This is a genomic window from Actinoallomurus sp. NBC_01490, from assembly GCF_036227085.1.
In the GTDB taxonomy this organism is placed as follows: Bacteria; Actinomycetota; Actinomycetes; order Streptosporangiales; family Streptosporangiaceae; genus Actinoallomurus; species Actinoallomurus oryzae.
Map to the genome: position 1 here is coordinate 4,355,690 of NZ_CP109433.1, position 25,061 is coordinate 4,380,750.

General features: G+C 69.6%; 18 protein-coding genes and 1 tRNA gene. 13 read left to right on the forward strand and 6 right to left on the reverse strand.

The features are described 5' to 3' along the window. Nucleotides 1-85 precede the first annotated feature (85 nt). The 4 genes from OG417_RS20885 (at nucleotide 86) to OG417_RS20900 (ending at nucleotide 8,497) form a co-directional block, all read left to right on the forward strand. Nucleotides 86-1,090, forward strand: coding sequence for a hypothetical protein (locus OG417_RS20885; protein ID WP_329258539.1), 1,005 nt, complete (start codon nucleotides 86-88; stop codon nucleotides 1,088-1,090). A gap of 582 nt (nucleotides 1,091-1,672) precedes the next feature. After that, nucleotides 1,673-6,217 (forward strand): glutamate synthase large subunit, encoded by a 4,545-nt coding sequence (gene gltB / locus OG417_RS20890; protein WP_329262426.1) that lies wholly within the window; start codon nucleotides 1,673-1,675, stop codon nucleotides 6,215-6,217. Nucleotides 6,218-6,230: 13 nt separating this feature from the next. Next, nucleotides 6,231-7,694, forward strand: coding sequence for a glutamate synthase subunit beta (locus tag OG417_RS20895; RefSeq protein ID WP_329258542.1), 1,464 nt, complete (start codon nucleotides 6,231-6,233; stop codon nucleotides 7,692-7,694). 230 nt (nucleotides 7,695-7,924) lie between these two features. After that, on the forward strand, nucleotides 7,925-8,497 hold the full coding sequence (locus OG417_RS20900; RefSeq protein ID WP_329258545.1) for a YceI family protein: 573 nt from the start codon (nucleotides 7,925-7,927) through the stop codon (nucleotides 8,495-8,497). Nucleotides 8,498-8,509: 12 nt separating this feature from the next. Here OG417_RS20900 and OG417_RS20905 read toward each other — a convergent pair whose 3' ends face one another. Both OG417_RS20905 and OG417_RS20910 read right to left on the reverse strand, forming a co-directional pair. Further along, nucleotides 8,510-9,640 carry a YncE family protein gene (locus OG417_RS20905; protein WP_329258547.1) on the reverse strand — a complete coding sequence of 377 codons (1,131 nt, stop codon included), beginning with the start codon at nucleotides 9,638-9,640 and terminating at the stop codon, nucleotides 8,510-8,512. Nucleotides 9,641-9,666: 26 nt separating this feature from the next. Next, complete coding sequence (locus OG417_RS20910) at nucleotides 9,667-11,127, reverse strand: alkaline phosphatase family protein (protein ID WP_329258549.1); 1,461 nt, start codon at nucleotides 11,125-11,127, stop codon at nucleotides 9,667-9,669. 345 nt (nucleotides 11,128-11,472) lie between these two features. Between OG417_RS20910 and OG417_RS20915 the strand changes: the two genes are divergently transcribed. Then, nucleotides 11,473-12,030: a type 1 glutamine amidotransferase domain-containing protein gene (locus OG417_RS20915; protein WP_329258552.1), complete on the forward strand. Its 558-nt coding sequence runs from the start codon at nucleotides 11,473-11,475 to the stop codon at nucleotides 12,028-12,030. 331 nt (nucleotides 12,031-12,361) lie between these two features. After that, nucleotides 12,362-13,798 carry a pyruvate kinase gene (gene pyk, locus OG417_RS20920; RefSeq protein ID WP_329258555.1) on the forward strand — a complete coding sequence of 479 codons (1,437 nt, stop codon included), beginning with the start codon at nucleotides 12,362-12,364 and terminating at the stop codon, nucleotides 13,796-13,798. A 139-nt stretch (nucleotides 13,799-13,937) separates the two neighbouring features. Here the strand turns inward: pyk and OG417_RS20925 are convergent, their stop codons facing one another. Both OG417_RS20925 and OG417_RS20930 read right to left on the reverse strand, forming a co-directional pair. Further along, complete coding sequence (locus OG417_RS20925) at nucleotides 13,938-14,639, reverse strand: helix-turn-helix domain-containing protein (protein ID WP_329258558.1); 702 nt, start codon at nucleotides 14,637-14,639, stop codon at nucleotides 13,938-13,940. A gap of 110 nt (nucleotides 14,640-14,749) precedes the next feature. Continuing rightward, nucleotides 14,750-14,822: transfer RNA gene (locus OG417_RS20930), tRNA-Leu, on the reverse strand. Between the two features lie 86 nt (nucleotides 14,823-14,908). Here OG417_RS20930 and OG417_RS20935 point away from each other — a divergent pair. The 6 genes from OG417_RS20935 (at nucleotide 14,909) to OG417_RS20960 (ending at nucleotide 20,737) form a co-directional block, all read left to right on the forward strand. Then, nucleotides 14,909-15,520 (forward strand): ANTAR domain-containing response regulator, encoded by a 612-nt coding sequence (locus OG417_RS20935; protein ID WP_329258561.1) that lies wholly within the window; start codon nucleotides 14,909-14,911, stop codon nucleotides 15,518-15,520. 304 nt (nucleotides 15,521-15,824) lie between these two features. Further along, nucleotides 15,825-17,003 (forward strand): branched-chain amino acid ABC transporter substrate-binding protein, encoded by a 1,179-nt coding sequence (locus OG417_RS20940; protein ID WP_329258563.1) that lies wholly within the window; start codon nucleotides 15,825-15,827, stop codon nucleotides 17,001-17,003. Nucleotides 17,004-17,156: 153 nt separating this feature from the next. After that, nucleotides 17,157-18,050 (forward strand): branched-chain amino acid ABC transporter permease, encoded by an 894-nt coding sequence (locus tag OG417_RS20945; protein ID WP_442875710.1) that lies wholly within the window; start codon nucleotides 17,157-17,159, stop codon nucleotides 18,048-18,050. Then, the gene (locus tag OG417_RS20950; protein WP_329258566.1) at nucleotides 18,047-19,234 is read left to right on the forward strand and encodes an ABC transporter permease subunit; all 1,188 of its coding nucleotides are present in this window, start codon (nucleotides 18,047-18,049) and stop codon (nucleotides 19,232-19,234) included. Before OG417_RS20945 ends, OG417_RS20950 begins: the two co-directional genes overlap by 4 nt. After that, nucleotides 19,231-20,028, forward strand: coding sequence for an ABC transporter ATP-binding protein (locus OG417_RS20955; protein ID WP_329258569.1), 798 nt, complete (start codon nucleotides 19,231-19,233; stop codon nucleotides 20,026-20,028). Before OG417_RS20950 ends, OG417_RS20955 begins: the two co-directional genes overlap by 4 nt. Then, nucleotides 20,018-20,737 (forward strand): ABC transporter ATP-binding protein, encoded by a 720-nt coding sequence (locus OG417_RS20960; RefSeq protein WP_329258572.1) that lies wholly within the window; start codon nucleotides 20,018-20,020, stop codon nucleotides 20,735-20,737. Before OG417_RS20955 ends, OG417_RS20960 begins: the two co-directional genes overlap by 11 nt. A gap of 93 nt (nucleotides 20,738-20,830) precedes the next feature. On the opposite strand, the gene OG417_RS20965 is transcribed toward OG417_RS20960, so the two are convergent. Then, nucleotides 20,831-21,442 carry a DUF4352 domain-containing protein gene (locus OG417_RS20965; RefSeq protein ID WP_329258575.1) on the reverse strand — a complete coding sequence of 204 codons (612 nt, stop codon included), beginning with the start codon at nucleotides 21,440-21,442 and terminating at the stop codon, nucleotides 20,831-20,833. A 304-nt stretch (nucleotides 21,443-21,746) separates the two neighbouring features. Beyond that, nucleotides 21,747-22,094 carry a PaaI family thioesterase gene (locus tag OG417_RS20970; RefSeq protein ID WP_329262431.1) on the reverse strand — a complete coding sequence of 116 codons (348 nt, stop codon included), beginning with the start codon at nucleotides 22,092-22,094 and terminating at the stop codon, nucleotides 21,747-21,749. Nucleotides 22,095-22,232: 138 nt separating this feature from the next. On the opposite strand from OG417_RS20970, the gene polA reads away from it, so the two are divergent. Then, complete coding sequence (polA, locus tag OG417_RS20975) at nucleotides 22,233-24,920, forward strand: DNA polymerase I (protein ID WP_329262433.1); 2,688 nt, start codon at nucleotides 22,233-22,235, stop codon at nucleotides 24,918-24,920. The last annotated feature ends 141 nt before the right edge of the window (nucleotides 24,921-25,061 follow it).

The following is a 25,061-nucleotide window of genomic DNA, read 5'->3' on the forward strand; positions in this document are numbered from 1 at the left end:
GCGGGGAACACGGCAAACGCCGCGAATCACGCTCTAAGCTCTATCCCAACCACCGACGCGCGGTGTCCCCCCGAGGAGATCCGAGATGAGTTACCCCTACCCGCCGATGGGACCTGGCCAGCCGCCCTCCGGAGGGCAGCCGTGGGGCACGCCCTCGCCGGGCGAGTACGGGACCCCGCCCGCCGGTGGGTACCCGCAGTCGCCGATCTCGGGTTGGCAGGGACCGGAGACGCTGCCGAGCGGCCAGCCGCCCATGGGCCAGCCGCCGATGGGCCAGCCGCCCATGGGGCAACCGCCGATGGGGCAGTACCCTCCGCCGAAGAAGAGCAGCGCGGGCCTCATCATCATCGTGATCGTCGCCGCGCTGATCCTCGTCGGCGGCGTGCTGGGCGGGGCGTACTACCTGGCCGCCTCCGGCGCCGATGACGACTCCGCCTCCTCGAGCCCCTCGGCGAAGACGAGCAGCTCCTCCTCGACCGGCGGGCCGCCGGCCGCCTCGGGTGTGAGCAAGCCGGTGACCTACAACTCGATGAAGTCCTGGTCGCTGTGGGACTCCCTGAACACCGCGACCAAGGACTCCAAGCCGCTGACGCTCGAGGAGGTGTTCGCCGACCCCGAGGCCAAGGCGTACAAGGACTCGAGCGACAACACGGTCTTCAACCTCCAGGGCTCGGGCCGGCTCGACACCAACTGCACCGGCACCGTCACGGGCGCGGCGCTGCAGACGGCGCTGCAGGGCTACGGCTGCACCCAGGTGGTCCGCGCCGCGTACGTGTCGGCCGACCAGAAGTGGGTCGGACAGATAGCGATCTTCAACCTGAAGGACGTGACCTCGGCCAACGCGCTCATCGACGATCTCGACCCCAAGTCGGGCAAGGGCTTCTTCCAGCCGATCAGCGGCGCTTCGCCGGTCGACAAGTTCGGCTCGTCGACGACGGGCGCGGAGAGCGGCGCGTACGGCCACTTCGTCGTGGTCGGCTGGGCCGGCCGCGTGGACGGCGGCCACGGCGACAGCTACGGCATCGACACGATCAGCCCGAGCTCGTCGGTGCTGCAGGCGGGCAAGCAGTTCCTCTTCCACCGCAACTGATCGCACCGCGACCGGCCCTCCTCCGGCGCGGAGTACGGAGGCCGGCCGGTTCGCGTCTCGGGTTTCCCGGGCGCCGACCGGCCTTCGGCGAGGCGTGAAGACCGGTCGGTTCCCACGTCGTCTCCCGGGGATGCCGGCCGGGTCCGACACGGAGTGCGGCGGGATGGCCGGATTTCGGGCGGCCTCTGCTTTTTGGTCGTCTTCTCGCATGAGCCGCTGACGCCCGGCGCTCCGGGCGTCCTGTGCGGCGGGAGACGCCCCGGATCCGGCGGCGCCGGCCGGGCGGGAGGCGTGTATCCGCCGAGGTCGTAGCCTGCCGACGGGCGGTGAAGTGACACGCGACGCACCCGGCGGGCCAAGCCCCGGGGAGTGATCGGCGTCACCCTGCGGGCTCGCTTTTCGGGGGAATTTATCCGAGTACGCAGTGCATTGAGGCTAGATGAGCACAGTTAGGTAAGTTTCGCGATCATGTCGCGTCGGGGATGAAACAGACAGTGCTGTAACCTCTAGTCACCGCAGCAGGGCCAACGTCGTCCCAAGACTGCACTGATGAAGGAGCAGAACGAGACGACGGGAGGGCTGATGGTGCCTGCCGCCATGACTCCAGGTCAAGGACGCGTCCAGCGTCAGGGCCTGTACGACCCGGCCAACGAGCACGATGCCTGCGGTGTCGGCATGGTCGCTGACCTGGCCGGACGTAAGAGCCACGATATCGTGGTCAAAGCCTTGACCGTCCTGAGGAACCTCGACCACCGCGGCGCCAAGGGCGCCGAGCCGGACGACGGCGACGGTGCGGGGATCCTCACCCAGATCCCCGATGAGCTCTTCCGCGAGACCGTGGACTTCGCGCTGCCCGAGCCCGGCGCGTACGCCGTGGGCATCGCGTTCCTCCCGGCCGAGGCCGCCGAGCGCACCGAAGCCGTGCAGACGATCGAGCGGATCGCCGGCGAGGAGGGCCTGACCGTCCTCGGCTGGCGCGAGCTGCCCTACGACCCGCACTTCTGCGGGCCCACGGCGCGCCGGGTGATGCCGCACTTCGCCCAGCTGTTCCTCCGTGCCCGCGGCGGTGCCCGCGGGCTGGACCTGGACCGCATCGTCTTCTGCGCCCGCGAGCGCATGGAGCAGGACGCGCGGGTGTACTTCCCGAGCCTGTCCAGCCGCACGATCGTCTACAAGGGGATGCTGACCACCCCGCAGCTGGAGCCGTTCTTCCCCGACCTGTCCGACCGCCGCTACGCCAGCGCGATCGCCCTGGTGCACTCGCGGTTCTCCACCAACACCTTCCCGGCCTGGGAGCTGGCCCACCCGTACCGCTTCATCGCGCACAACGGCGAGATCAACACGGTCAAGGGCAACCGCAACTGGATGCGGGCGCGTGAGGCGCTCCTGTCCTCCGACGTCCTCCCCGGCGACCTGTCGCGGATCTTCCCGGTCATCGACATCGACGCCAGCGACACCGCCTCCTTCGACGAGTGCCTCGAACTGCTCCACCTCGGCGGCCGGTCGCTGCCGCACGCGGTGCTCATGATGATCCCGGAGGCCTGGGAGAACCACACGGAGATGGACCCGGCCCGCCGGGCCTTCTATGAGTTCCACTCCACCCTGATGGAGGCCTGGGACGGCCCGGCCAGCGTCACCTTCACCGACGGCACCGTCGTCGGCGCCGTGCTCGACCGCAACGGCCTGCGCCCCGGACGTTTCTGGGTCACCGACGACGGGTTCGTCGTCCTGGCCAGCGAGGCCGGCGTGCTCGACATCGAGCCGTCCAAGGTCGTCCGCAAGGGCCGCCTGCAGCCCGGCCGGATCTTCCTCGTCGACACCGCGCAGGGACGCATCGTCGAGGACGACGAGATCAAGGCCGAGCTGGCCGCCGAGCACCCGTACGAGGAGTGGCTGCACGCCGGGCTGATCCGCTTCGAGGAGCTCCCGCAGCGCGAGCTGCGGCACGTCACGCACGAGACGCTGGTCAGGCGCCAGCAGATCTTCGGCTACACCTCCGAGGAGCTGAAGATCATCCTCGCGCCGATGGCCCGCGCCGGCGCCGAGCCGATCGGCTCCATGGGCACCGACACGCCCCCGGCCGTGCTGTCCAGCCGCTCGCGTCAGCTGTTCGACTACTTCAAGCAGCTGTTCGCGCAGGTCACCAACCCACCGCTCGACGCGATCCGCGAAGAGCTGGTGACGAGCCTGCAGTCCACCCTCGGCCCCGAGAGCAACCTGCTCGAGCCCGGTCCGCACTCGTGCCGCCGGCTGGTGCTGCCCACGCCGATCCTCGACAACGAGGAACTCGCCAAGATCGTCCACGTGAACGACGAGGGCGACCTGCCCGGGTTCGCCCCGCACGTGGTGTCCGGCCTGTACGACGTGGCCGGCGGGGGAGCGGCGCTGTCGCAGCGGCTCGAGGAGATCTGCGAGGAGGTCTCGGCCGCGATCAAGAACGGCGCGCGCATCCTCGTGCTGTCCGACCGCGGCGCCGGGCCCTCCCGTGCGCCGATCCCGTCGCTGCTGCTCACCGGCGCCGTCCACCACCACCTGATCCGCGAGAAGAGCCGCACCCGGGTCGGCCTCGTCGTCGAGACCGCCGACGCCCGCGAGTGCCACCACATGGCCCTGCTCATCGGGTACGGCGCGTCCGCGGTCAACCCCTACCTCGCCATCGAGACGGTCGAGGACCTGGTGGAGACCGGCGACCTCGCCATCGACCGGGCCACCGCCGTGCGCAACCTGGTCAAGGCGTACGGCAAGGGCGTGCTGAAGATCATGTCCAAGATGGGCGTGTCCACGGTCGCCTCCTACACCGGCGCGCAGATCTTCGAGGCGATCGGCCTGGGCGCCGAGGTCATCGACGAGTGCTTCGCCGGCACCACCTCCCGGCTGGGCGGCGTCGGCTTCGACGTGCTCGCCGAGGAGGTCGCCCAGCGGCACCGGCGCGCGTACCCGCCGAACGGCAACGCGCCGACCCACCGCACCCTGGAGGTCGGCGGGGAGTACCAGTGGCGCCGCGAGGGCGAGCACCACCTGTTCAACCCCGAGACGGTCTTCAAGCTCCAGCACTCGACCCGCACCCGCCGCTACGAGCTGTTCAAGGACTACACCAAGCTCGTCGACGACCAGGCGGCCCGGCTGATGACCCTGCGCGGGCTGTTCCAGCTGCGCGAGGGCGCCCGGCCGCCGGTGCCGGTCGAGGAGGTCGAGCCGGTCGAGTCGATCGTCAAGCGGTTCTCCACCGGCGCGATGTCCTACGGCTCCATCTCCGCCGAGGCGCACGAGAACCTCGCCATCGCGATGAACCGCCTCGGCGGCAAGTCCAACACCGGTGAGGGCGGGGAGGACCCCGAGCGGTTCACCCCGGACGCCAACGGCGACCTGCGCCGCTCGGCGATCAAGCAGGTGGCCTCCGGCCGGTTCGGCGTGACCTCCGAATACCTCACCAACGCCGACGACCTGCAGATCAAGATGGCCCAGGGCGCCAAGCCCGGCGAGGGCGGCCAGCTCCCCGCGCACAAGGTGTACCCCTGGATCGCCAAGACCCGGCACTCCACACCCGGCGTCGGCCTCATCTCGCCGCCGCCGCACCACGACATCTACTCGATCGAGGACCTCGCCCAGCTCATCCACGACCTGAAGAACGCCAACCCCGCGGCGCGCGTGCACGTCAAGCTCGTCGCCGAGGTCGGCGTCGGCACGGTCGCGGCCGGCGTGTCCAAGGCGCACGCGGACGTCGTGCTCATCTCCGGCCACGACGGCGGCACCGGCGCGTCGCCGCTGACCTCGATCAAGCACGCCGGCGCGCCCTGGGAGCTCGGCCTCGCCGAGACCCAGCAGACGCTGCTGCTCAACGGCCTGCGCGACCGCATCGTCGTGCAGACCGACGGGCAGATGAAGACCGGCCGCGACGTGATCATCGCGGCGCTGCTCGGCGCCGAGGAGTTCGGTTTCGCCACCGCGCCCCTCGTCGTGTCCGGCTGCGTCATGATGCGCGTCTGCCACCTCGACACCTGCCCGGTCGGCGTCGCGACGCAGAACCCGGAGCTGCGCAAGCGCTTCAGCGGCAAACCGGAGTTCGTCGTCAACTTCTTCGAGTTCATCGCCGAAGAGGTGCGCGAGTACCTGGCCGCGCTCGGCTTCCGCAGCATCGACGAGGCGATCGGCCACGTCGAGCTGATCGACACCGCCAAGGCCGTCGACCACTGGAAGGCCTCCGGGCTGGACCTCACACCGATCCTGCACCAGCCGGACCTGCCCGAGGGCACGCCGCTGCGCAACACCACCGGCCAGGACCACGGCCTGGAGAAGGCCCTGGACAACACGCTGATCCAGCTCGCCGAGGGCGCCATCGCCTACGGGCACGCCACGAAGCTGGAGATGCCGGTCCGCAACGTCAACCGCACCGTCGGCACCATGCTCGGCCACGAGGTCACCCGCAAGTGGGGGGCCGGCGGGCTGCCCGACGACACGATCGACATCACCTTCACCGGGTCGGCCGGGCAGTCCTTCGGCGCCTTCGTCCCGCGCGGCGTCACGCTGCGCCTCGTCGGCGACGCCAACGACTACCTCGGCAAGGGCCTGTCCGGCGGGCGCATCACCGTACGCCCGCCCGCCGACTCGCCGTTCGCCGCCGAAGAACAGATCATCGCCGGCAACGTCATGCTCTACGGCGCCACCTCCGGCGAGGCGTTCATCCGCGGTGTCGTCGGCGAGCGCTTCTGCGTCCGCAACTCCGGCGCCACCGCCGTCGTCGAGGGCGTCGGCGACCACGGCTGCGAGTACATGACCGGCGGCCGGGCCGTCGTGCTCGGCCCCACCGGCCGTAACTTCGCGGCCGGCATGTCCGGCGGCATCGCCTACGTGCTGGACCTGCGCCGCGAACGCATCAACACCGAGATGGTCGACCTCGAACCACTGGAGGACGACGACCGTGCGTACCTGCACGACATCGTCACCCGCCACCACGCCGAGACCGGCTCGGAGGTCGCCGCCGGGCTGCTCGCCGACTGGGAAACGGCCGTGACGCGGTTCGGAAAGATCATGCCGCGCGACTACAAGCGCGTGCTGACCGCACGGGCCAGGGCCGAGGCCGAGGGCCGCGACATCGACGAGGCCGTCATGGCCGCCAGCAACGGGTGAAGGGGGAGACGACATGGCCGACCCGAAGGGGTTCTTGACCCATCCGCGCGAGCTCCCGAACCGCCGCCCGGTCGACGTGCGGATCCGCGACTGGCGCGAGGTGTATGAGACCTTCCCCGAAGGCTCGCTGAACAAGCAGGCGTCACGCTGCATGGACTGCGGCATCCCGTTCTGCCACAACGGCTGCCCGCTGGGGAACCTCATCCCCGAGTGGAACGACCTGGTCCACCGGGGCACGTGGCGCGAGGCGATCGAACGCCTCCACGCCACGAACAACTTCCCCGAGTTCACCGGCCGGCTGTGCCCGGCGCCGTGCGAGTCCGCGTGCGTGCTCGGAATCAACTCCGACCCCGTCACGATCAAGCGGGTCGAGGTCGAGATCATCGACCGGGCGTTCGCCGAGGGCTGGGTGACACCGCAGCCGCCCGCGGTCCGCACGGGCAAGAAGGTCGCGGTGATCGGCTCGGGCCCCGCGGGGCTCGCCGCCGCCCAGCAGCTCACCCGCGCCGGCCACGACGTCGTCGTGTACGAGCGCGCCGACCGGCTCGGCGGGCTGCTGCGCTACGGCATCCCCGAGTTCAAGATGGAGAAGAAGCACCTGGACCGGCGGATCGCGCAGATGCGCGCCGAGGGCACCGAGTTCCACACCTCGGTCAACGTCGGCGTCGACGTGACCGCCGAGGAGCTCCGCGCGGCCTACGACGCCGTGGTGCTGGCCGGCGGCGCCACCGTCTGGCGCGACCTGCCCGCCCCCGGCCGCGAGCTGGACGGCATCCACCAGGCGATGGAGTACCTGCCGCTGTCCAACCGCGTCCAGGAGGGCGACCTGGCGGCCTCGCCGATCAGCGCCGAGGGCAAGAACGTCGTCGTCATCGGCGGCGGCGACACCGGCGCCGACTGCATCGGCACGGCCGTACGCCAGGGCGCGCGCTCCATCACCCAGCTGGAGATCATGCCGCGGCCGCCCGAGGCGCGGCCCGCGGGCCAGCCGTGGCCGACCTACCCCATGCTGTTCAAGATGGAGTCAGCCCACGAAGAGCTGCACGACATGGGCGGCGACCGCGCCTACGCGGTGAACACCCTGGAGTTCGTCGGTGACGAGAACGGGCACGTGAAGGCCCTGCGCGTCGTCGACGTCGAAGGGCCCGAGACCCGCTTCAAGCCGATCCCCGGCACCGAGCGGGAGATCCCGGCCGAGCTGGTCACGCTCGCCATGGGCTTCCTCGGCCCGCAGCGCGACGGCCTGCTCGACCAGCTCGGCGTCGATCTGGACCAGCGCGGCAACGTCGTACGCGACGGCGCGTACGCCACCTCGGTCGAGGGGGTCTTCGCCGCGGGCGACATGGGCCGGGGCCAGTCGCTGATCGTCTGGGCGATCGCCGAGGGCCGCTCCGCCGCGGCCGGAGTCGACCAGTGGCTCATGGGCCGCACCGCCCTGCCGACCGCGATCCCGCCGACCGCACGACCGCTCGTCTGACCCACACCGGACGCCCTGCCGCACCCTCCCGGGGTGACGGCAGGGCGTCCGTCGTTTCCCCGGTACCCGATGTCTCCGACGCCCGAACCGGCCATCGGGCCGGAAGCGCGGACAGACCGACCACTTACCACGAGTGTCGTCTGTTACGCGAATCGACGGTTGATGTGCGTTCTTGATGCCGTTTCAACTACCCTGGTGCGCTCGGGAGCGCGGCTTCGGGAAAGAAGGACATGACGGAGACCATCACCGCACCAGAGATCACCGCAGGCACCTGGCGGATCGACCCGGACCACTCGGAGATCACCTTCAGCGTCCGGCACATGATGACGACGGTCCGCGGCGTCTTCACCGAGTTCACCGGACGCATCGACATCGCCGACGACGTCTTCGCCTCCACCGCCGGCGTCGAGGTCGTCATCGCCTCGATCGACACGAGAAACGCCGAACGGGACGAGCTCATCCGTTCCTCTCAGATCCTCGACGCGGCGAACCACCCGGCCATGACCTTCACCGCGACCGCCGTCGCTCCGGCCCGCACCGGCCGCCGGGCCCGCCATCCCCGCTACACCGTCGACGGCGACCTGACGATCCGTGGCGTCACCCGCCCGGTCAGCCTGCTCACCGAGTTCCACGGCGCCGGCACCGACCAGCGGGGCGGCCTGCGGGCCGGCTTCACCGCCTCCACCCGGATCTCGCGCTCCGACTACGGCATCGAGTTCAACATCCCGCTGCAGGGCGACCGGCTCATGCTCGGCGACGAGATCGAGATCGGCCTGGAGATCCAGGCCGTGCACGGGGCCTGACGGGCGGTACCGTCAGGACGGCGCACGGCCGAAGGCGATCCCCACCGGGGCCGCGTCGAGCGGTTTCGTGCCCGTGCCACCCGAGAGCGTCGCGATCACCGTGCCGGAGGCGACGTCGATCACCGAGACGCTGCCGGACAAGATGTTGCCGACCCACACCTCCGAGCCGTCCGGCGTCACCGCCACCGACGCGGGCAGCTTCCCCACGCCGATCGTGGCCCGCACCCGGCCGCTCGCGGTGTCGACCACGGCGACGGCGTTGTCGTTCATCTGCGCGATGTAGGCCTTCGTGCCGTCCGGGGTGACGTCCACCGCCCACGGCTGGTCACCCGCGGGGATCCGCCCCCGCACCCGGCCGGTCGCCGTGTCGAGCACCGACACCCGGCCCGCGGGGGGTTCGGCCACGTACAGCCTCCGCCCGGACGGGTCGACCGCGATCCCCTGCGGGCAGAACCGGTCGCGGATGGACCGCACCACCGTGTCACTCGACGTGTCGATCACCGCGATACCGCCGTCGTGGCTGACATAGGCCCGCCGCCCGTCCGCGCTGAAGACGACCTGGCGGGGAGCCGTGCCCGCGCGGATCCGCCGGACCACCTCGTCGGTGACCGGATCGATCACCGCGACGATGTCCGAGCCGCCCCTGCCCGTGTCGCCGCCGGTCACCGCCGCGTACACCTTCCGGCCGTCGGGGGAGACCGCGACGTCGCGCGGGAACGGGCCGACGTGCACCGGCCGGGTCTCACCGGTGAGCGGGTCGACGACCAGCACGTCGTACTGCCCGGTGTTGGCGATGTAGACCTTGCTGCCGTCCGGCGTGACCGCCACGCCCTGCGCCGCGTCGGTCGCGACGCCCCGTCCCATGAACGTCCGCGTCGCCGCGTCGACCGCGACCACCCGGTAGTCACCGGCCAGCGCGACGTACGCGCGATATTCGCCGGCGGCCAGCCGTGACGCCGACGGAGGACGCGGCTGCGGGTCCGGCCCCCACTTGGGCATGCCCGGAGCGGTGTTGACCGGCGTCGGCCGCGGCGGGCTCGGCCGCGCCCGCGTCGCCCCCGCCGGTATGGCCAGCGCGAAGAGACCCGCCGCACCACCGGCCATCAGGAAGAGGCGCCGCCGCCGTGATGTCTGCTTCGGCACGTCGAATCCCTTCTCGCCCGGCGCGTTCATCCGCGCGGCCGGGCCTGAGTGCGCGGCACGGGCCGTGGCCGTGGCCGCGGGCCCTTCTCCTGCCGCGGCGGTGTCTGCTCCTCCTCCGGGAAGAGCGGGGCCGGCAACGTCACCACGTCGCGTACGGCCTCGGCCAGGCGCCGCTTGGTGCCCGGCAGCCGCGGTGGCGGCCCCGCCACCGGAAACCCCAGAGCCGAGGTCAGGTCGCCGAACGCCGTACGCCGCCACGCGGTCAGGTTCGGGACGCGCACGCCGGTCAGACGCTCGAGAAGGCGCAGGACGGAGGTGTGGTCGAAGGGCTCACGCGCGACCCAGCCGCCCATCGTCCACGGCGAGACGAGCAGGCACGGCACCCGGAACCCGCCGCCGATCGGCAGGTCGTGCACGAACTCCTCCGGCGTGCCCGCGGGCGGCACCGGGGGAGGGACGTGGTCGAACAGGCCGTCGTTCTCGTCGTAGTTGAGGATGAACAGGGTCTTCTTCCACACGTCCGGGTTGGACGCGATCGCGTCGATCTTGCTCGCCACGTAGTCGGCGCCGGCCGCCGGCGTGTAGTCGGGATGCTCGGACTGGAAGCTCGTCGGGATGATCCACGAGACGGTCGGCAGCCGGTCGTTCGCGGCGTCGTACTCGAACTGCCCGGCAGCGTACGTGCGCAGGCCGTTGCGGAACAGCGGGGACGACGTGGGGGCGTTCTGGAACGTCGCGAAGTACTCCAGGACGTTGCAGCCGTAGTTGTCGATCTCCTGGTAGACCTTCCAGCTCACGCCCGCGTCGGTCAGCGCCTCCGGATACGTCGGCCAGGTGTACGGAGCCGGGTCACGGTTGGTGATGACCGGCCCGCCCCGCGTCCCATCCGGGTCGACCGTGCCGGTCATGTGGTATAGGCGGTTCGGCCAGGTCGGCCCCAGCACCGAGCAGAAGTAGTGGTCGCAGACGGTGAACGACTCCGCCAGGGCGAACTGGAACGGGATGTCCTCCCGCATGTGGTACCCCATGACGTACGGGGCGTTCACGCCGTCGGCCGCCCGGTGCGCGGGCAGCCAGTTGTCCATCCTCCCGGAGTTCCAGGCGCTGTGCTGCACCGCCCACGCGTGGCTGGTCGAGGGGATCGCCTGCGCGTTGCTCGTCCGCGTGTCCAGGTGGAACGGCAGCAGATAGCCCGCCGGGTTGTCCGGATCGGGCTGGTAGAACACCGGACGGCCGGTGCTCAACGTGATCGCCTCCGGGTCGGAGAATCCCCGTACGCCCGGAAGAGTCCCGAAGTAATGGTCGAACGAGCGGTTTTCCTGCATCAAAATGACGACGTGCTCGATGTCGGCGAGTTTCCCTTTGACGTCATGAGGAGTGCCGGCCATCGCCCGTCGTACGTTCGGCGGCAGGAACTCCGCGGCGAAAGCCGCCGCGGCGATCGCACCCGCCTTGCTGAACAGACGGCGACGGGTCAGGTCCGGCATCTGTCACGCTCCCGCACGGTCGGAATCTCGAAAACCCCCCACAGCAAAATGGCGCATGAAACAGGGTGTGCGCAAATCATCGCCGGAACGCCATGACATTTGATGAGAAAACATCCGACAAATTAGGTCATGAGAATTCGGCGGGCCGGGCCGTCGGCCGCGGCGGCCTCGGTGACGCGAGTCACGCCCCGCTGTCGCCGGCCCCGTGAATAGCGCGCCCCATCCAGGGCAGGGCAGACAGCAGCGAAGGACGCTCAGGGACCCATCAGGGGAGGTTCCGCCCCATGAGCGACCGAAGCGACCGGATCAAGGACGCCTGGTCACTCATCCGACGAAGGAGGAATCATGAGCACGCAACTTCAGGGCAAGACGATCGCGTTCCTCGTCGCTCCGGACGGGATCGAACAGGTCGAGCTGACCGAGCCCTGGAAGGCGATCGAGCAGGCAGGCGGAACACCTCGGCTCATCTCCACCAAGTCCGGCGAGGTCCAGGCCCGCGACCGCCTGGAGAAGGCGGACACCTTCCCGGTCGACGCGACCGTCGACGAGGTCTCGGCCGACGACTTCGACGGGCTCGCGCTGCCCGGCGGCGTCGCCAACCCCGACTTCCTCCGGATGAACGACAAGGCCGTCGCGTTCGCGCGCGCGTTCTTCGACAGGGGCAAGCCGGTCGCCGCGATCTGCCACGCGCCGTGGACCCTCGTCGAGGCCGGCGTCGTACGCGGCCGGACCCTCACGTCCTGGCCGAGCCTGCAGACCGACATCCGCAACGCCGGCGGCACCTGGGTCGACGAAGAGGTGCAGATCTGCACGGCCGGGCCCAACACTCTCGTGACCAGCCGCAAGCCCGACGACCTCAAGGCCTACTGCCAGGAGGCCGTCGAGGTGTTCGCCTCGGCCTGACCCACGGACGAGCCCGGGGAGCCGGACGTCCCCGGACGCCCGTCCCGGCCGTCGTCGGACGTTCGTTCCCGGCCCTCCCGGGCCGCCTCGGGCGTCTGTTCCGGTCGTTCCCGGCTGTCCCCGGGCGTCCGTCCGGGCCGGGCCGCCGACGGCGCCGCGCAGGCCGGTTCGGGGCCTGCGCGGGCGCTCCAGCGGGAGGCGCCGGCGAGGTGTCCGGTTTCCGACCGTACGAGTCCCGCACCCCGTTCGGTCTAGACCATTGGGTGAACAGAGGGCAACGGTGACCTGCACGAATACACGTACTCGCGGGTAACTACTTAAAGTTGGAGATGTGAGTCGCCGAGCAAAGATCGTCAGCACCATTGGTCCCGCCTGCTCCAGCCCCGAGCGCATCAACGCGTTGGTTGAGGCCGGCATCGACATCGCCCGGCTCAACATGAGCCACGGCACCCAGCAGCAGCATGAGGACGTCTACCGCCTCCTGCGCGAGGCCGCGAACGCCACCGGCCGCGCCCTCGGCATCCTCGCGGACCTCCAGGGTCCCAAGATCCGGCTCGGTACGTTCGCCGACGGGCCCGTACGCCTCACTCTCGGCGACGAGTTCACCGTCACCACCGAGGACGTGCCCGGCGACCGCTCGCAGGTGTCCACCACCTACGGCGGCCTCCCCGGTGACGTCGGCCCCGGCGACACGATCCTCATCGACGACGGCCGGGTCGTCCTCAACGTCACCGCGGTCGACGGCCCGCGCGTCCGCACGCGCGTGCTCGTCGGAGGCATGGTCTCCAACCACAAGGGCCTCAACCTGCCGGGCGTCGCCGTCAGCGTCCCGGCCCTCACCGAAAAGGACGAAGAGGACCTCCGCTTCGCCCTCCGCCTGGGCGTCGACATGGTCGCCCTGTCCTTCGTGCGCACCCCCGAAGACGCCGAGCCGGTACGCCGCATCATGGACGAGGAAGGCCGGATGGTCCCCCTCCTCGCCAAGATCGAAAAGCCGCAGGCCGTCGAGCACCTCGAAGAGATCGTCGAGGCCTTCGACGGCATCATGGTCGCCCGCGGCGACCTCGGCGTGGAGCTCCCGCTCGAACAGGTCCCCATCGTCCAGAAGCGCGCCATCGAGCTGACCCGCGAGAAGGCCCGCCCGGTCATCGTCGCGACCCAGATGCTCGAGTCGATGATCAGCGCCCCGCGGCCCACGCGCGCGGAGGTCTCCGACGTCGCCGGGGCCGTCTTCGAGGGCGCCGACGCCGTCATGCTGTCCGGCGAGACCAGCGTCGGCGACTATCCCGTCGAGTCCGTGCAGACGATGAGCCGCATCGTGTGCGCCGCCGAAGAGACGACGCTGCGCGCCACCCACTCGCTCGACCGCATTCCCGAGACCGTCGGAGGCGCGATCGCCCGCGCCGCCGCCGAGGTCGGCGCGACGGTCGACGCCAAGGCCCTGGTGGCCTTCACGATGACGGGCGAGACCGCGCGACGGCTGTCCCGATATCGCTCGCCGATCCCGCTGCTCGCCTTCACCCCCCGCCCGGAGACCCGCAGCCGGCTGGCCCTCGTCTGGGGCGTCGAGACGTTCACGGTGCCGGAGGTCTACCACACCGACGAGATGGTGAAGCAGGTCGAGTCGGCCCTGCTGGACATCGGCCGCTGCCAGAAGGGCGACCGGATCGTCATCGTCGCCGGCTCCCCGTCCGGCACGGCGGGATCAACGAACGACCTGCGCGTCCACCGCATCGGCGACGCCATCGCCCAGTCCCCGCCCGCCTGACCTCCGTCCGCACCGCCGGTCGAGTGCGGGGCCGCCCGGACAGCGTCCGAGCCGACGTCCCACCACTGACCGGCGGTCGCCCGCGGCGTCACGGCCGCGAGCGGCGCCGACGCGCGAACCGGCCCACGACTCGGCCCGGTCAGTACTTCGGCCCCACGAACTCATCCAGGCGCGCCACCGCCTCCTTCTTGGCGACCGAGATGATCCGCTCGTTGGATCGCTTCCACTCGATGCCCAGCCGGTCGAGCGCGTCGGTGAAGAGCTCACGGATGTCATCGGAGGCGTTGGTGAAGAAGTAGCGGGGGTACTCGTACCACCGATCGCCGTCCTTGAGCGGCCGACGCACGCGGTTGACGGCCCGGCAGCCGTCGGAGTGGATCAGCCCGCGCACGAACTCCTCACCGAACTCCGAGACGATCTCTTCCTGCCACCCCTCGAGAACGATGGCCCGTGTGTGCTTCATCCCAGGCCCGTGCTGAGGAAAGATGCACGGCCAGTGCTTCGAGGTCATGTTCACGATCGTGCAGCCGGTCCGCTGGCGTTGCCCGACCGAGTTGGTGGGCAGGACGGCGGCGAGTGCCTGCACGGCCGCCTCGGTGAGGCCCGGCCAGTCGTCGCAGCAGGCGATATCCAGCCGGAAAACGCCCTTGCTGCCATGCGCGATGTGCCCGTCGCCCAAGTACAGCCCCAGTAGATAGGCGTAGGCGCTGCCGTCGAGGGGGCAGCCATGGCAGCGAGGACAACTTCGCTTGGGTTCCGGGACCTTGTCGGGGTTCGCCATCCAGCGGCGCAATGTTGACTGGCCCACGTTTAACCGGCGGTGCACCTCGCGAACGGTCAATCCGGAAGAGAGAAGTTGGAGTGCTGTCCTACGTACTGTGCTCGGGTGCATGCGGACAGTGTGAGCGCAGGGTGTGACAAAACTCGAACAGTGCCGGAATTCTTGGAAAGTGCCCCGAGTGGGATTCGAACCCACACTTGATGGTGTTTGAGACCATTCCCTCTGCCGTTGGGGTATCGGGGCCATATGGAGTTCTCGTTATAGAACGTCCGGTTCGCCCCACTAGGGCCTCCCGGACGGATACAAGAGTAGCGGGTCCGGGTACGCTCGTGCGCGTGACCGAGACCCCGCGCCGCGTTGTGATCGCCGAGGATGAGGCCCTGATCAGGCTGGACCTCAAGGAGATGCTGGAAGAAGAGGGTTATGAGGTCGTCGGGGAGGCCGGGGACGGGGAGTCCGCCATCCGCCTCACCGTCGAGCACGTGCCCGATCTCGTCATCCTCGACGTCAAGATGCCCATCCTCGACGGCATTTCGGCCGCGGAGCGCATCGCCGCGGACCGCATCGCCCCCGTCGTGATCCTCACCGCCTTCTCCCAGCGCGAGCTGGTCGAGCGGGCCCGGGAGGCCGGCGCGATGGCCTACCTCGTCAAGCCCTTCACCAAGGCCGACCTGGTGCCCGCGATCGAGATGGCGGTGAGCCGGTTCCAGGAGATCAAGAGCCTTGAGGCCGAGGTCAGCACGCTGGAGGAGCGCCTGGAGACGCGCAAGGCCGTCGACCGGGCCAAGGGGCTGCTGCAGGCCGCTCGTGGCTGGTCCGAGCCGGAGGCCTTCCGGTTCATCCAGAAGACCTCGATGGACCGCCGGATGACCATGCGCGCGGTGGCCGAGGCGGTCATCGCCGGCGGGCTCGGCCGGCCGCCCGCGGACGGCGCCGAGTGAAGGCGCGTCGACTCACTCCCTGACGATCCGAACACCGTTGACGGCGGCGCCCGCCGCCGTCAACGCGTTTGGCCTGCTCTCACGCGTGCGGTTCCGGTTCAGTCAACTGCTCGACGGTTAGGGCACAAGTGAGTAACGAACTGAGAACACCCTGCCTAAGGGCTGTCCATGAAGCCCAGCACATAGGTGTACTACTGCCCTGGCCCCCAGGAACCGTGAAAAAGCGCCCGTAGAGCCCAGATGAGCGTCCTGGGGAGGTACCCGGCATCTCCCGTGCAAAACGGTTACGGAAGGAAGAGCGGCCTTGCGGAGCAAGACTGTGAAGTTCACCGGTGTGATCGCGGTGAGCGCGGCGTTGGCGCTCGGCGCGTCCGCCTGCGGAGACTCTGGCAGCGGCAACGGCGGCGGCAAAGGCGATAGCGTCACGATCGGATTCGTGGGTGACCTGACCGGAGAGAACTCCGGCATCGTCATCCCGCCCAAGCAGGGCGCGCAGCTGGCGATCGACCAGTACAACGCGACGAACCCGAAGGTCAAGATCAACCTCAAGACCTATGACAGCCAGGGCAAGGGCGAGCAGGCCGTGCCTCTGGTCAAGCAGGCGATCACCAAGGACAAGATCGTGGGGATGATCGGGCCGACCTTCTCGGGCGAGTCCGCCCAGGCGGACCCGGTCCTGGAAGAGGGCAAGATCCCCAACATCTCGGCGTCGGCGACCAACGCCGCGCTGGCCTCGCACGGCTGGAAGTACTGGCACCGCCTCATCGCCAACGACAACGTGCAGGGCGCCGGCATCGGCAACTTCATCGCGAGCAACCTGAAGGCCAAGAAGGTCTTCATCATCAACGACGCCTCCGAGTACGGCAAGCCGCTCTCTGAGACGGTGAAGGCGACGGTGGCCAAGGCCGGCGCCGCGACGTCCGAGGACGCGATCGACATCCAGGGTTCGGACTACTCCTCGACGGTGAACAAGGCCAAGGCCTTCAACCCGGACGCGGTCTTCTTCGGCGGTTACTACGCGCAGGCCGGCAAGCTGCTCAAGCAGCTCCGTGAGGGCGGAGTGAAGGCCCGGTTCCTCTCGGGTGACGGTTCCCTGGACAAGGGCCTCGCCCAGGGCGCGGGGGGCACGACGGCCGACGGCACGATCATCGGCTGCCCGTGCCTGATCGACCCGACCGGCACCGCGGGCCCGGCGAGCAAGAAGTTCGCGCAGGAGTACAAGGCCAAGTTCAACGCCGACCCGGCGATCTACTCCGCCGAGGCGTACGACGCTGCGACCGCGTTCATCGCGGCCATCAAGGCGGGCAACACCACCGCTGACAAGATCAACTCCTTCCTGTCGACGATCGACCAGCCGGGTGTCTCGAAGCAGATCAAGTTCAGCCCGGCCGGTGAGCCGACCGCGACGGACGTCTACGTGTACGAGGTCAAGGGCAGCGAGCTGCCCCTCCTGGGCAACTCCAAGACCGCCACTGTCAAGTAATCAGTCCACCGTAGGTGGGCTTACGTAACGCCAGGAGCGGGAGCGCACCGCGCTCCCGCTCCTGCGGCGAAGGCGATCAACTTGAACAACCTCATCAGCCAGTTCTGGCCGTACACCGTCGACGGACTGTCGCTGGGCGCGATCTACGCACTGGTGGCGCTCGGCTACACGATGGTCTACGGCGTTCTTCGTCTCATCAACTTCGCGCATTCCGAGATCTTCATGATCGGCACGTTCGCCGTGCTGGGGATGCTTCATCTGTTCGGCATGCCGTCCAATGTGAGTGGGTTCGCCCTGGTCGGGCTGCTCGTCGTCTTCGCCGCCGCGGGTGCGGTGGCCTCGGGCGGCAGCGCGGTGATCCTCGAGTACGTGGCGTACCGGCCGTTGCGCCGCCACGGGGCGTCCCGCCTGGCGGCGCTCATCTCGGCGATCGGCGCGTCACTGTTCTTGCAGCAGCTCTTCGCGCGCGTCGTTGTGCCCTGGGCCTTCGGCCTGCCGAAGGAGAAGGGCGCGCTGCCGATCCAGGGTCACTTCGTGAAGCGGACCGACGTGATCCACATCGGGAGCTTCGAACTCTCCAACGACCGTCTCATCGTGATCGTCGGCGCGGTGCTGATGATGGTGCTGCTCGACATCTTCGTGAACCGGACGAAGCTGGGCCGCGGCATTCGCGCGACCGCGCAGGATCCTGAGACGGCGGTGCTCATGGGCGTCAACATCGACCGGATCGTGACGGCGACGTTCGCGATCGGTGGCGCGATGGCCGGTGTCGCGGCGGCGCTCTTCATGCTGCGGTTCGAGGAGACCCGGTACGACGTAGGGTTCCTGCTGGGCATCAAGGCGTTCACCGCCGCGGTGCTGGGCGGCATCGGCAACCTGCGCGGCGCGCTGGTCGGCGGTGTCGTGCTCGGGCTCTTCGAAATGTACGGCTCGGCGATCTTCGGCTCGGAATGGCAGAATGTCGTGGCATTCAGCGTTCTGGTGCTGGTCCTCATGTTCCGTCCCACCGGAATTCTCGGTGAGTCTCTCCAACAGGCGCGCGCATGAACGATTCCCCTTCTGGAAACCCGCTCACCCGAGTACGCGAGGCGTACTCCTCGGCGGCCGACTCGATTCGTGACCGCTGGTCGGGCGCTCCCTCGTGGGCGCGCTGGCTGGTCTATGTCGTTCTGATCGCCATAGCGCTGGTGCTGCCGGCGGACGGCATCGGCGGTTTCATGTCGCCGTACACCGACTGGCCGACGCTGCTGTTCTTCCCGATCGGCGGCTACATCCTGCTGGGCATCGGGCTGAACGTCGTGGTGGGCCAGGCCGGCCTGCTCGACCTGGGCTATGTCGCGTTCTTCGCCATCGGCGGGTACGGCATGGCGGTGTTCGGGGTGAAGTTCGGCTGGAGCTTCTGGGAGATCCTGCCGGTCGGCGTCGCGCTGTCGGCGCTGTCGGGCATCATCCTGGGCGCTCCGACGCTGCGGTTGCGCGGTGACTATCTGGCGATCGTCACGCTCGGCTTCGGTGAGATCGTACGGATCACCGCGAACAACACGAACTACATCGGCGGCCCGAACGGCATCGGTGGCATCCCGCACCCGCCGTCCTTCTCGGAGTGGACGATCCCGGACAACGGGCTGTTCGACGCGTTGGGTCTCGGTGGCGTGCAGCCGTTCAAGTACGGCGCGCTGGACGGCAAGCCGTACTACTACCTGATGCTGCTCGTGATCATCGTCGCGATCATCTTCGTGAAGCGGCTGGAGAACAGCAGGGTCGGCCGTGCCTGGGCCTCGATCCGCGAGGACGAGGACGCCGCCGAGCTGATGGGCGTGCCGACGTTCAAGTTCAAGCTGGCGGCGTTCGCGATCGGCGCGGCGATCGGCGGGGCGACCGGTGTGGTGTACGCCTCCCAGGCGGTGTCGATCATTCCGACGAACTTCCCGTTCATCCTGTCGGCGACCATCCTGGCGGCGGTCGTGCTCGGTGGGTCGGGGAACCTCCCCGGCGTCATCCTCGGGTCGTTCCTGGTGGCCTGGATCCCGGAGCGGATCCGTGGGCTGCAGGAGTACCGCGTCCTCGTCTTCGGCGCGGTGCTGGTGCTGCTGATGGTCTTCCGGCCCGAGGGTCTGTTGCCGTCACGGCGCCGCAAGGCCGAGCTGGCCGAGGGATCGGGAGGCATGGGATCCATGGGCGCCGAGGTGGCCGGCCCGGCCACCGTCGCAGCCGGTGAGGTGGGCGAATGAGTCACCAGGCGGCGAGCGCCGCGGCTCCCGTGCTGGACCTGCGGCGCGTGACGATGCGCTTCGGCGGTGTGGTCGCGATCAACGGCCTCGACCTGACGATCGGCCAGGGCGAGATCTTCGCGTTGATCGGTCCGAACGGCGCGGGGAAGACGACCGTGTTCAACGTGGTCACCGGGGTGTACCGGCCGACCGAGGGCAACGTGGTCTTCGCGGGTTCGCGGATCGACGGCAAGAAGCGGTTCAAGGTGACCAAGCTCGGCGTGGCCCGGACGTTCCAGAACGTCCGGCTGTTCCACAACATGTCGGCGCTGGAGAACGTCCTGGTCGGCGCCGACGCGAACCACCGTACGGGTCTGGCCGGGGCGGCGCTGGGGCTTCCCTGGCACCGCCGGGAGGAACGCCAGGGCCGGGCCACGGCCGAGGAGATCATGGAGTTCGTCGGTATCGGACACCGCATCCATGAGACGGCCAAGAACCTCCCGTACGGCGACCAGCGGCGGTTGGAGATCGCCCGGGCTCTCGCGACGGATCCGAAGCTGTTGCTGCTCGACGAGCCGGCGGCGGGGATGAACCCGACCGAGAAGGAGGAGCTGCAGCGGCTCATCAGGAAGATCCGCGATGCGGGGCGCACAGTGCTGCTGATCGAGCACGACATGAGCCTGGTCATGGGCATCAGCGACCGGATCGCCGTTCTCGACTTCGGTCAGAAGATCGCGGAGGGCCTGCCGAGCGACATCCAGAACAATCCGCGGGTCATCGAGGCGTATCTGGGGGCTCCTGCCGATGCTTCTTGAGATCAGTGACATCCACGTCCACTACGGCAAGATCGCGGCCCTCAAGGGCGTGTCCGTGGACGTCGACGAGGGCGAGATCGTCACGCTGATCGGCGCGAACGGCGCCGGCAAGTCGACGACCCTGAAGACGATCTCGGGCCTGCGCCCGCTGTCGTCGGGGCGGATCGTGTTCGGCGGCCGGAACATCAGCAAGGTGGCCGGGCACAAGCGGGTGCTCATGGGCATCGGCCAGGCGCCGGAGGGCCGGGGGATCTTCCCCGGCATGACGGTGACCGAGAACCTCCACATGGGCGCGTACGCGCGCAAGGGCAACGTCGAGAAGGACCTCAAGGAGGTCTTCGACCTGTTCCCCCGGCTGGCGGAGCGCAAGGACCAGGCCGGCGGCACGATGTCCGGCGGGGAGCAGCAGATGCTCGCCATCGGGCGCGCGCTGATGACCCGGCCGAAGGTGCTGTTGCTGGACGAGCCGTCGATGGGGCTGGCGCCCAAGCTCATCCAGCAGATCTTCACGATCATCCAGGAGATCAACCGGCGCGGCACGACGGTCCTGCTGGTCGAGCAGAACGCCCAGCAGGCGCTGCAGATCGCGCACCGGGCGTACGTGCTCGAGACGGGGGCGGTGGTGAAGTCGGCCCCGGCCCGTGAGCTGCTGAACGACCCGCAGGTTCGCGCGGCGTATCTGGGAGGCGGCGCGGAGTCGGCCATCTGACCCTTCCGCCGGGGCCACCCGGTCGGCGGCCCGCGCGGACGGGGGAACGCGCATCACGCGCTCCCTGTCCGCGCGGGCCGTCGTTTCAGGTCGTTACTTCAGGAGGATGTCGACGGGGTTCCTGGCGCCGGCGACCGGGGCGCCCTTGAGCTGGTCGCCCAGCCGGGACGATGAGGGGTCGCCGAAGACGCGCAGCGCGCGGACGGCCGCCTTCTGCGGAACGTCGAACCACAGGTCGAAGGCGCACAGCTCGCGGGAGGCGATGGACTGGGTGCCGGAGACCCCGCGGGAGATCTGCATCGCGTCGGTGCTCGGGCCGTACGTCCTGCCGTCCGCCGTGACGAGGAGTTGCCGGCCGGGGTCGAAGTCGTGGCGTTCGCGGCCGTTGTTCACCATGAGGATCCGGACCGTGACGTACTGCCCGTGGGGGATCCAGCTTCCGTGTGAGCCGATGACCTCGCCGAGCCGGGTACGGACGCCGATGGCGGTGTAGGTGACCTCGCCGATCGTGGCGGTACGGCCGGACAGCGGGGTCTCGCCGTCGGCCACGCGCTGTGGCGGGATCTTGTAGTGGCGGGGGGACGAGCCGCATCCGGTGAGCGTGAGGGCGGAGGCGAGCAGGGCCGCCGCGGCCCGCGAGGAGGCCGTCTTCGTCGTTCGCCGTGGTCTCGGCGCGTCGCGGCGGCAGGTGCTGGATCGGTGCACAGCGCGACCGTAGACGAGCGCGCGCCGCCCCGGACGGGCTTCGCCGAATCGCGATCAAGATGCGATGAGCCCGGAGCGCCTTTGGTGCCGTGCCGCCGGTGAACCCATGCAGGCCTTCCCCGGCCCTGCACAGGCCCGGCGGTACGTTTTCTACTCAGCGCTCCGGGCTCTTACGGTGCAACGGTAGCGAGACTGGTGCGATGCGTGCAAAGTCTGGGGCATACCCGTTGGGCCTCGATCGGAAACGATTCGGCCACGAACGACGAACCCGCAGGTCACCGGCTGGTGGCCGGAGCGAAGAAATTTACCGCTGATCGCGGATCGCACACGTGAGGCGCGCGGTGCAGACCCGGCGGTCGCGGTCGTCGCTGATGACGATCTCGTAGCTGGCGAGCGTACGGCCGCCGTGCAGCCGGGTCGCGACGCCGGTGACGTACCCCTCCGTGGCCGACCGGTGGTGGCTCGCGCTGATCTCGATGCCCATCGCGATGCGGTCGGGTCCGGCGTGCAGGGCCGAGCCGACCGAGCCGATGGTCTCGGCGAGGACGCAGGACGCGCCGCCGTGCAGGACGCCGTACGGCTGGGTGTTGCCCTTGACCGGCATCCGGGCGACGACGCGTTCGGCCGACGCCTCGATGATCTCGATTCCCATCGATTTGGCGAGTCCTTCGAACGCGTTCAGGTCGAGCTCGCCGGGCGCCACCGCGCTCGCGTCGTCCACGAAACCTCCCATGACCTTCTCGGCCTGCTCTGTTTTGTCCTAGGCGAAGGCTAGGCTGCCTGCGTGGTGATGACGGAAGCGACCCCTGAAACTCCCCGCCTGCTGCTCATGGACGGGCATTCGCTCGCGTACCGGGCGTTCTTCGCCCTGCCGATCGAGAACTTCTCGACGACGACGGGCCAGCCGACCAACGCCGTGTACGGCTTCACGTCCATGTTGATCAACGTCCTGCGGGACGAGGGGCCCACCCATGTGGCGGTGTGCTTCGACCGGAGCGAGCCGACGTTCCGCCATGAGACCTACGTCGAGTACAAGGCGAACCGGCGTGAGACGCCGGATGACTTCCGCAGCCAGATCAGCCTGATCTTCGAGGTGCTCGACGCGCTGCGCATCCCGCGGCTGTCGGTCGCCGGATACGAGGCCGACGACCTGATCGCGACGCTGGCCACCCAGGCCGTCGCGCAGGAGATGGAGGTCTCGATCGTCACCGGCGACCGCGACGCCTTCCAGCTCGTCGGCGAGCACTGCACGGTGCTCTACCCGCGCAAGGGCGTGTCCGACCTGGCGCGCATGACGCCGGCGGCGGTCGAGGAGAAGTACGGCGTGCCGCCCGAGCGGCACCGGGAGCTGGCCGCGCTGGTGGGGGAGACCAGCGACAACCTGCCCGGCGTCCCGGGGGTCGGGCCCAAGACCGCGGCCAAGTGGCTCACCAAGTACGGCGGCCTGGACGAGCTGGTCGCGCACGTCGACGAGATCACCGGCAAGGCCGGGGCGAGCCTCCGCGAGCACCTCGGCGACGTCCTGCGCAACCAGCAGATCAACAAGCTCGACTGCGAGGTGCCGCTCGACCGGGGGCCCGCCGACCTCACGCTGGGCCAGTGGGACCGCGACGAGATCCACACGCTGTTCGACACGCTGCAGTTCCGGGTGCTGCGCGAGCGGCTCTACGCGACGCTGTCGGCGGTCGAGCCGGAGGCCGAGGAGGGGTTCGAGGTCGAGATGGCCCGGCCCGGTCCCGGCGAGGTGGCCGCGTGGCTGGCCGAGCACGCGAGCGGCGCCGGGCGCGTCGGCGTCGCGGTGACCGGCACGTGGGGGCGCGGCACCGGCGACGTCACCGGCATCGCGCTGGCCACCCAGGCCGGCGTGGGCGCGTTCATCGACCCGGTGGAGCTGCCCGAGGAGGACGAGCGGGCGCTGGCCGCGTGGCTGGCCGACCCCAAGCAGGCCAAGGCCATGCACGACGCGAAGGGGCCGATGCTGGCGTTCGCGGCGCGGGGCATGGAGCTCGACGGGCTGACCAGCGACACGGCCCTGGCCGCCTACCTGGCCCTGCCGGGCCAGCGGTCGTTCGACCTGGGCGACCTGGTGCTGCGTTACCTCCACCGCGAGCTGCGCAAGGAGGCCGACGACAGCGGCCAGCTCACCCTCGACGGCTCCGGCGAGCAGGAGGCCGCCTACGACCTGGTCGTCCGCGCCCGCGCGGTGGTGGACCTGGCCGAGGCGCTCGATGCGGACCTGGAGCGGCGCGGCGCGGTGACGCTGCTGCGCGACGTGGAGATGCCGCTCGTGGAGGTCCTGGCGGGCATGGAGCGCCTGGGCATCGCCCTCGACATCGACTACCTGGCGCGGCTGTCGGCGACGTTCGGCGGTGAGGTCAAGGCGGTCGAGGAGGCCGCGTGGGAGTCGATCGGCCGCGAGTTCAACCTCGGTTCGCCCAAGCAGATCCAGCAGATCCTCTTCGACGAGCTGGGGCTGCCCAAGACGCGCCGCACCAAGACCGGCTACACGACCGACTCCGAGGCGCTGACCAACCTCTACGCCCAGACCGCGCACCCGGTGCTGGAGGCGCTGCTGCGCCACCGTGAGGTGGCCAAGCTCAAGAGCATGGTCGACTCGCTGATCCCGATGGCCGACGACCACCGGCGCATCCACACGACGTTCGGGCAGATGGTGGCGGCGACGGGGCGGCTGTCCTCGGCCGACCCCAACCTGCAGAACATCCCGATCCGCACGGCCGAGGGCCGCCAGATCCGCGAGGGCTTCGTGGTCGGCGACGGGTTCGCGTGCCTGCTGACCGCCGACTACAGCCAGATCGAGCTGCGGATCATGGCGCACCTGTCCGAGGACGCGGCGCTGATCGACGCGTTCGGGTCGGGCATCGACTTCCACACGGTCACGGCGTCGCGCGTGTTCGACCTGCCGGCCGAGCAGATCGACGGTGAGCTGCGGTCGCGGATCAAGGCGATGAACTACGGCCTGGCGTACGGCCTGTCGGCGTTCGGCCTGGCTCAGCAGCTGCGCATCACGCCGGACGAGGCCCGCGGGCTGATGGAGGAATACTTCGAGCAGTTCGGCGGCGTCCGCGACTACCTGCGCGACATCGTGGCCCAGGCCCGCCAGGACGGCTACACCGAGACCATCATGGGCCGCCGCCGCTACCTGCCCGACCTGACGTCGGACAACCGCCAGCGCCGCGAGATGGCCGAGCGTATGGCGCTCAACGCCCCGATCCAGGGTTCGGCGGCCGACATCATCAAGGTCGCCATGCTGCGGGTCGACCGTGCGATCCGCGACACGGGCCTGCGCTCCCGCATGCTGCTGCAGGTCCACGACGAGCTGATCTTCGAGGTGGCCGAGGGAGAGCTGGAGACCCTGCGAGAGCTGGTGGCCCGCGAGATGGGCGCCGCCTACGACCTGCGCGTGCCGCTGGAGGTCTCGATGGGCACGGGCCGCACCTGGCACGAGGCCGGCCACTGACCCCTCCGGACACTGACCTCTCCGGCCGCCGGGGGCGGCGCCCGCGGCGGCCGGCGTGAGGGGCGGAAACCGGCGATCTCCTGGGTCATGACCCGGCGGAGTCAGGGCGGAGTTTTCTCGCCGTAATCCAGAGCTTCGCCG

Coding starts and splice junctions, on each gene's coding strand:
- OG417_RS20885 (WP_329258539.1), top strand. CDS start 86: ATGAGTTACCCCTACCCGCCGATGGGACCTGGCCAGCCGCCCTCCGGA.
- gltB (WP_329262426.1), top strand. CDS start 1,673: ATGGTGCCTGCCGCCATGACTCCAGGTCAAGGACGCGTCCAGCGTCAG.
- OG417_RS20895 (WP_329258542.1), top strand. CDS start 6,231: ATGGCCGACCCGAAGGGGTTCTTGACCCATCCGCGCGAGCTCCCGAAC.
- OG417_RS20900 (WP_329258545.1), top strand. CDS start 7,925: ATGACGGAGACCATCACCGCACCAGAGATCACCGCAGGCACCTGGCGG.
- OG417_RS20910 (WP_329258549.1), bottom strand. CDS start 11,127: ATGCCGGACCTGACCCGTCGCCGTCTGTTCAGCAAGGCGGGTGCGATC.
- OG417_RS20915 (WP_329258552.1), top strand. CDS start 11,473: ATGAGCACGCAACTTCAGGGCAAGACGATCGCGTTCCTCGTCGCTCCG.
- OG417_RS20950 (WP_329258566.1), top strand. CDS start 18,047: ATGAACGATTCCCCTTCTGGAAACCCGCTCACCCGAGTACGCGAGGCG.
- OG417_RS20955 (WP_329258569.1), top strand. CDS start 19,231: ATGAGTCACCAGGCGGCGAGCGCCGCGGCTCCCGTGCTGGACCTGCGG.
- OG417_RS20960 (WP_329258572.1), top strand. CDS start 20,018: ATGCTTCTTGAGATCAGTGACATCCACGTCCACTACGGCAAGATCGCG.
- OG417_RS20970 (WP_329262431.1), bottom strand. CDS start 22,094: ATGGGAATCGAGATCATCGAGGCGTCGGCCGAACGCGTCGTCGCCCGG.
- polA (WP_329262433.1), top strand. CDS start 22,233: ATGACGGAAGCGACCCCTGAAACTCCCCGCCTGCTGCTCATGGACGGG.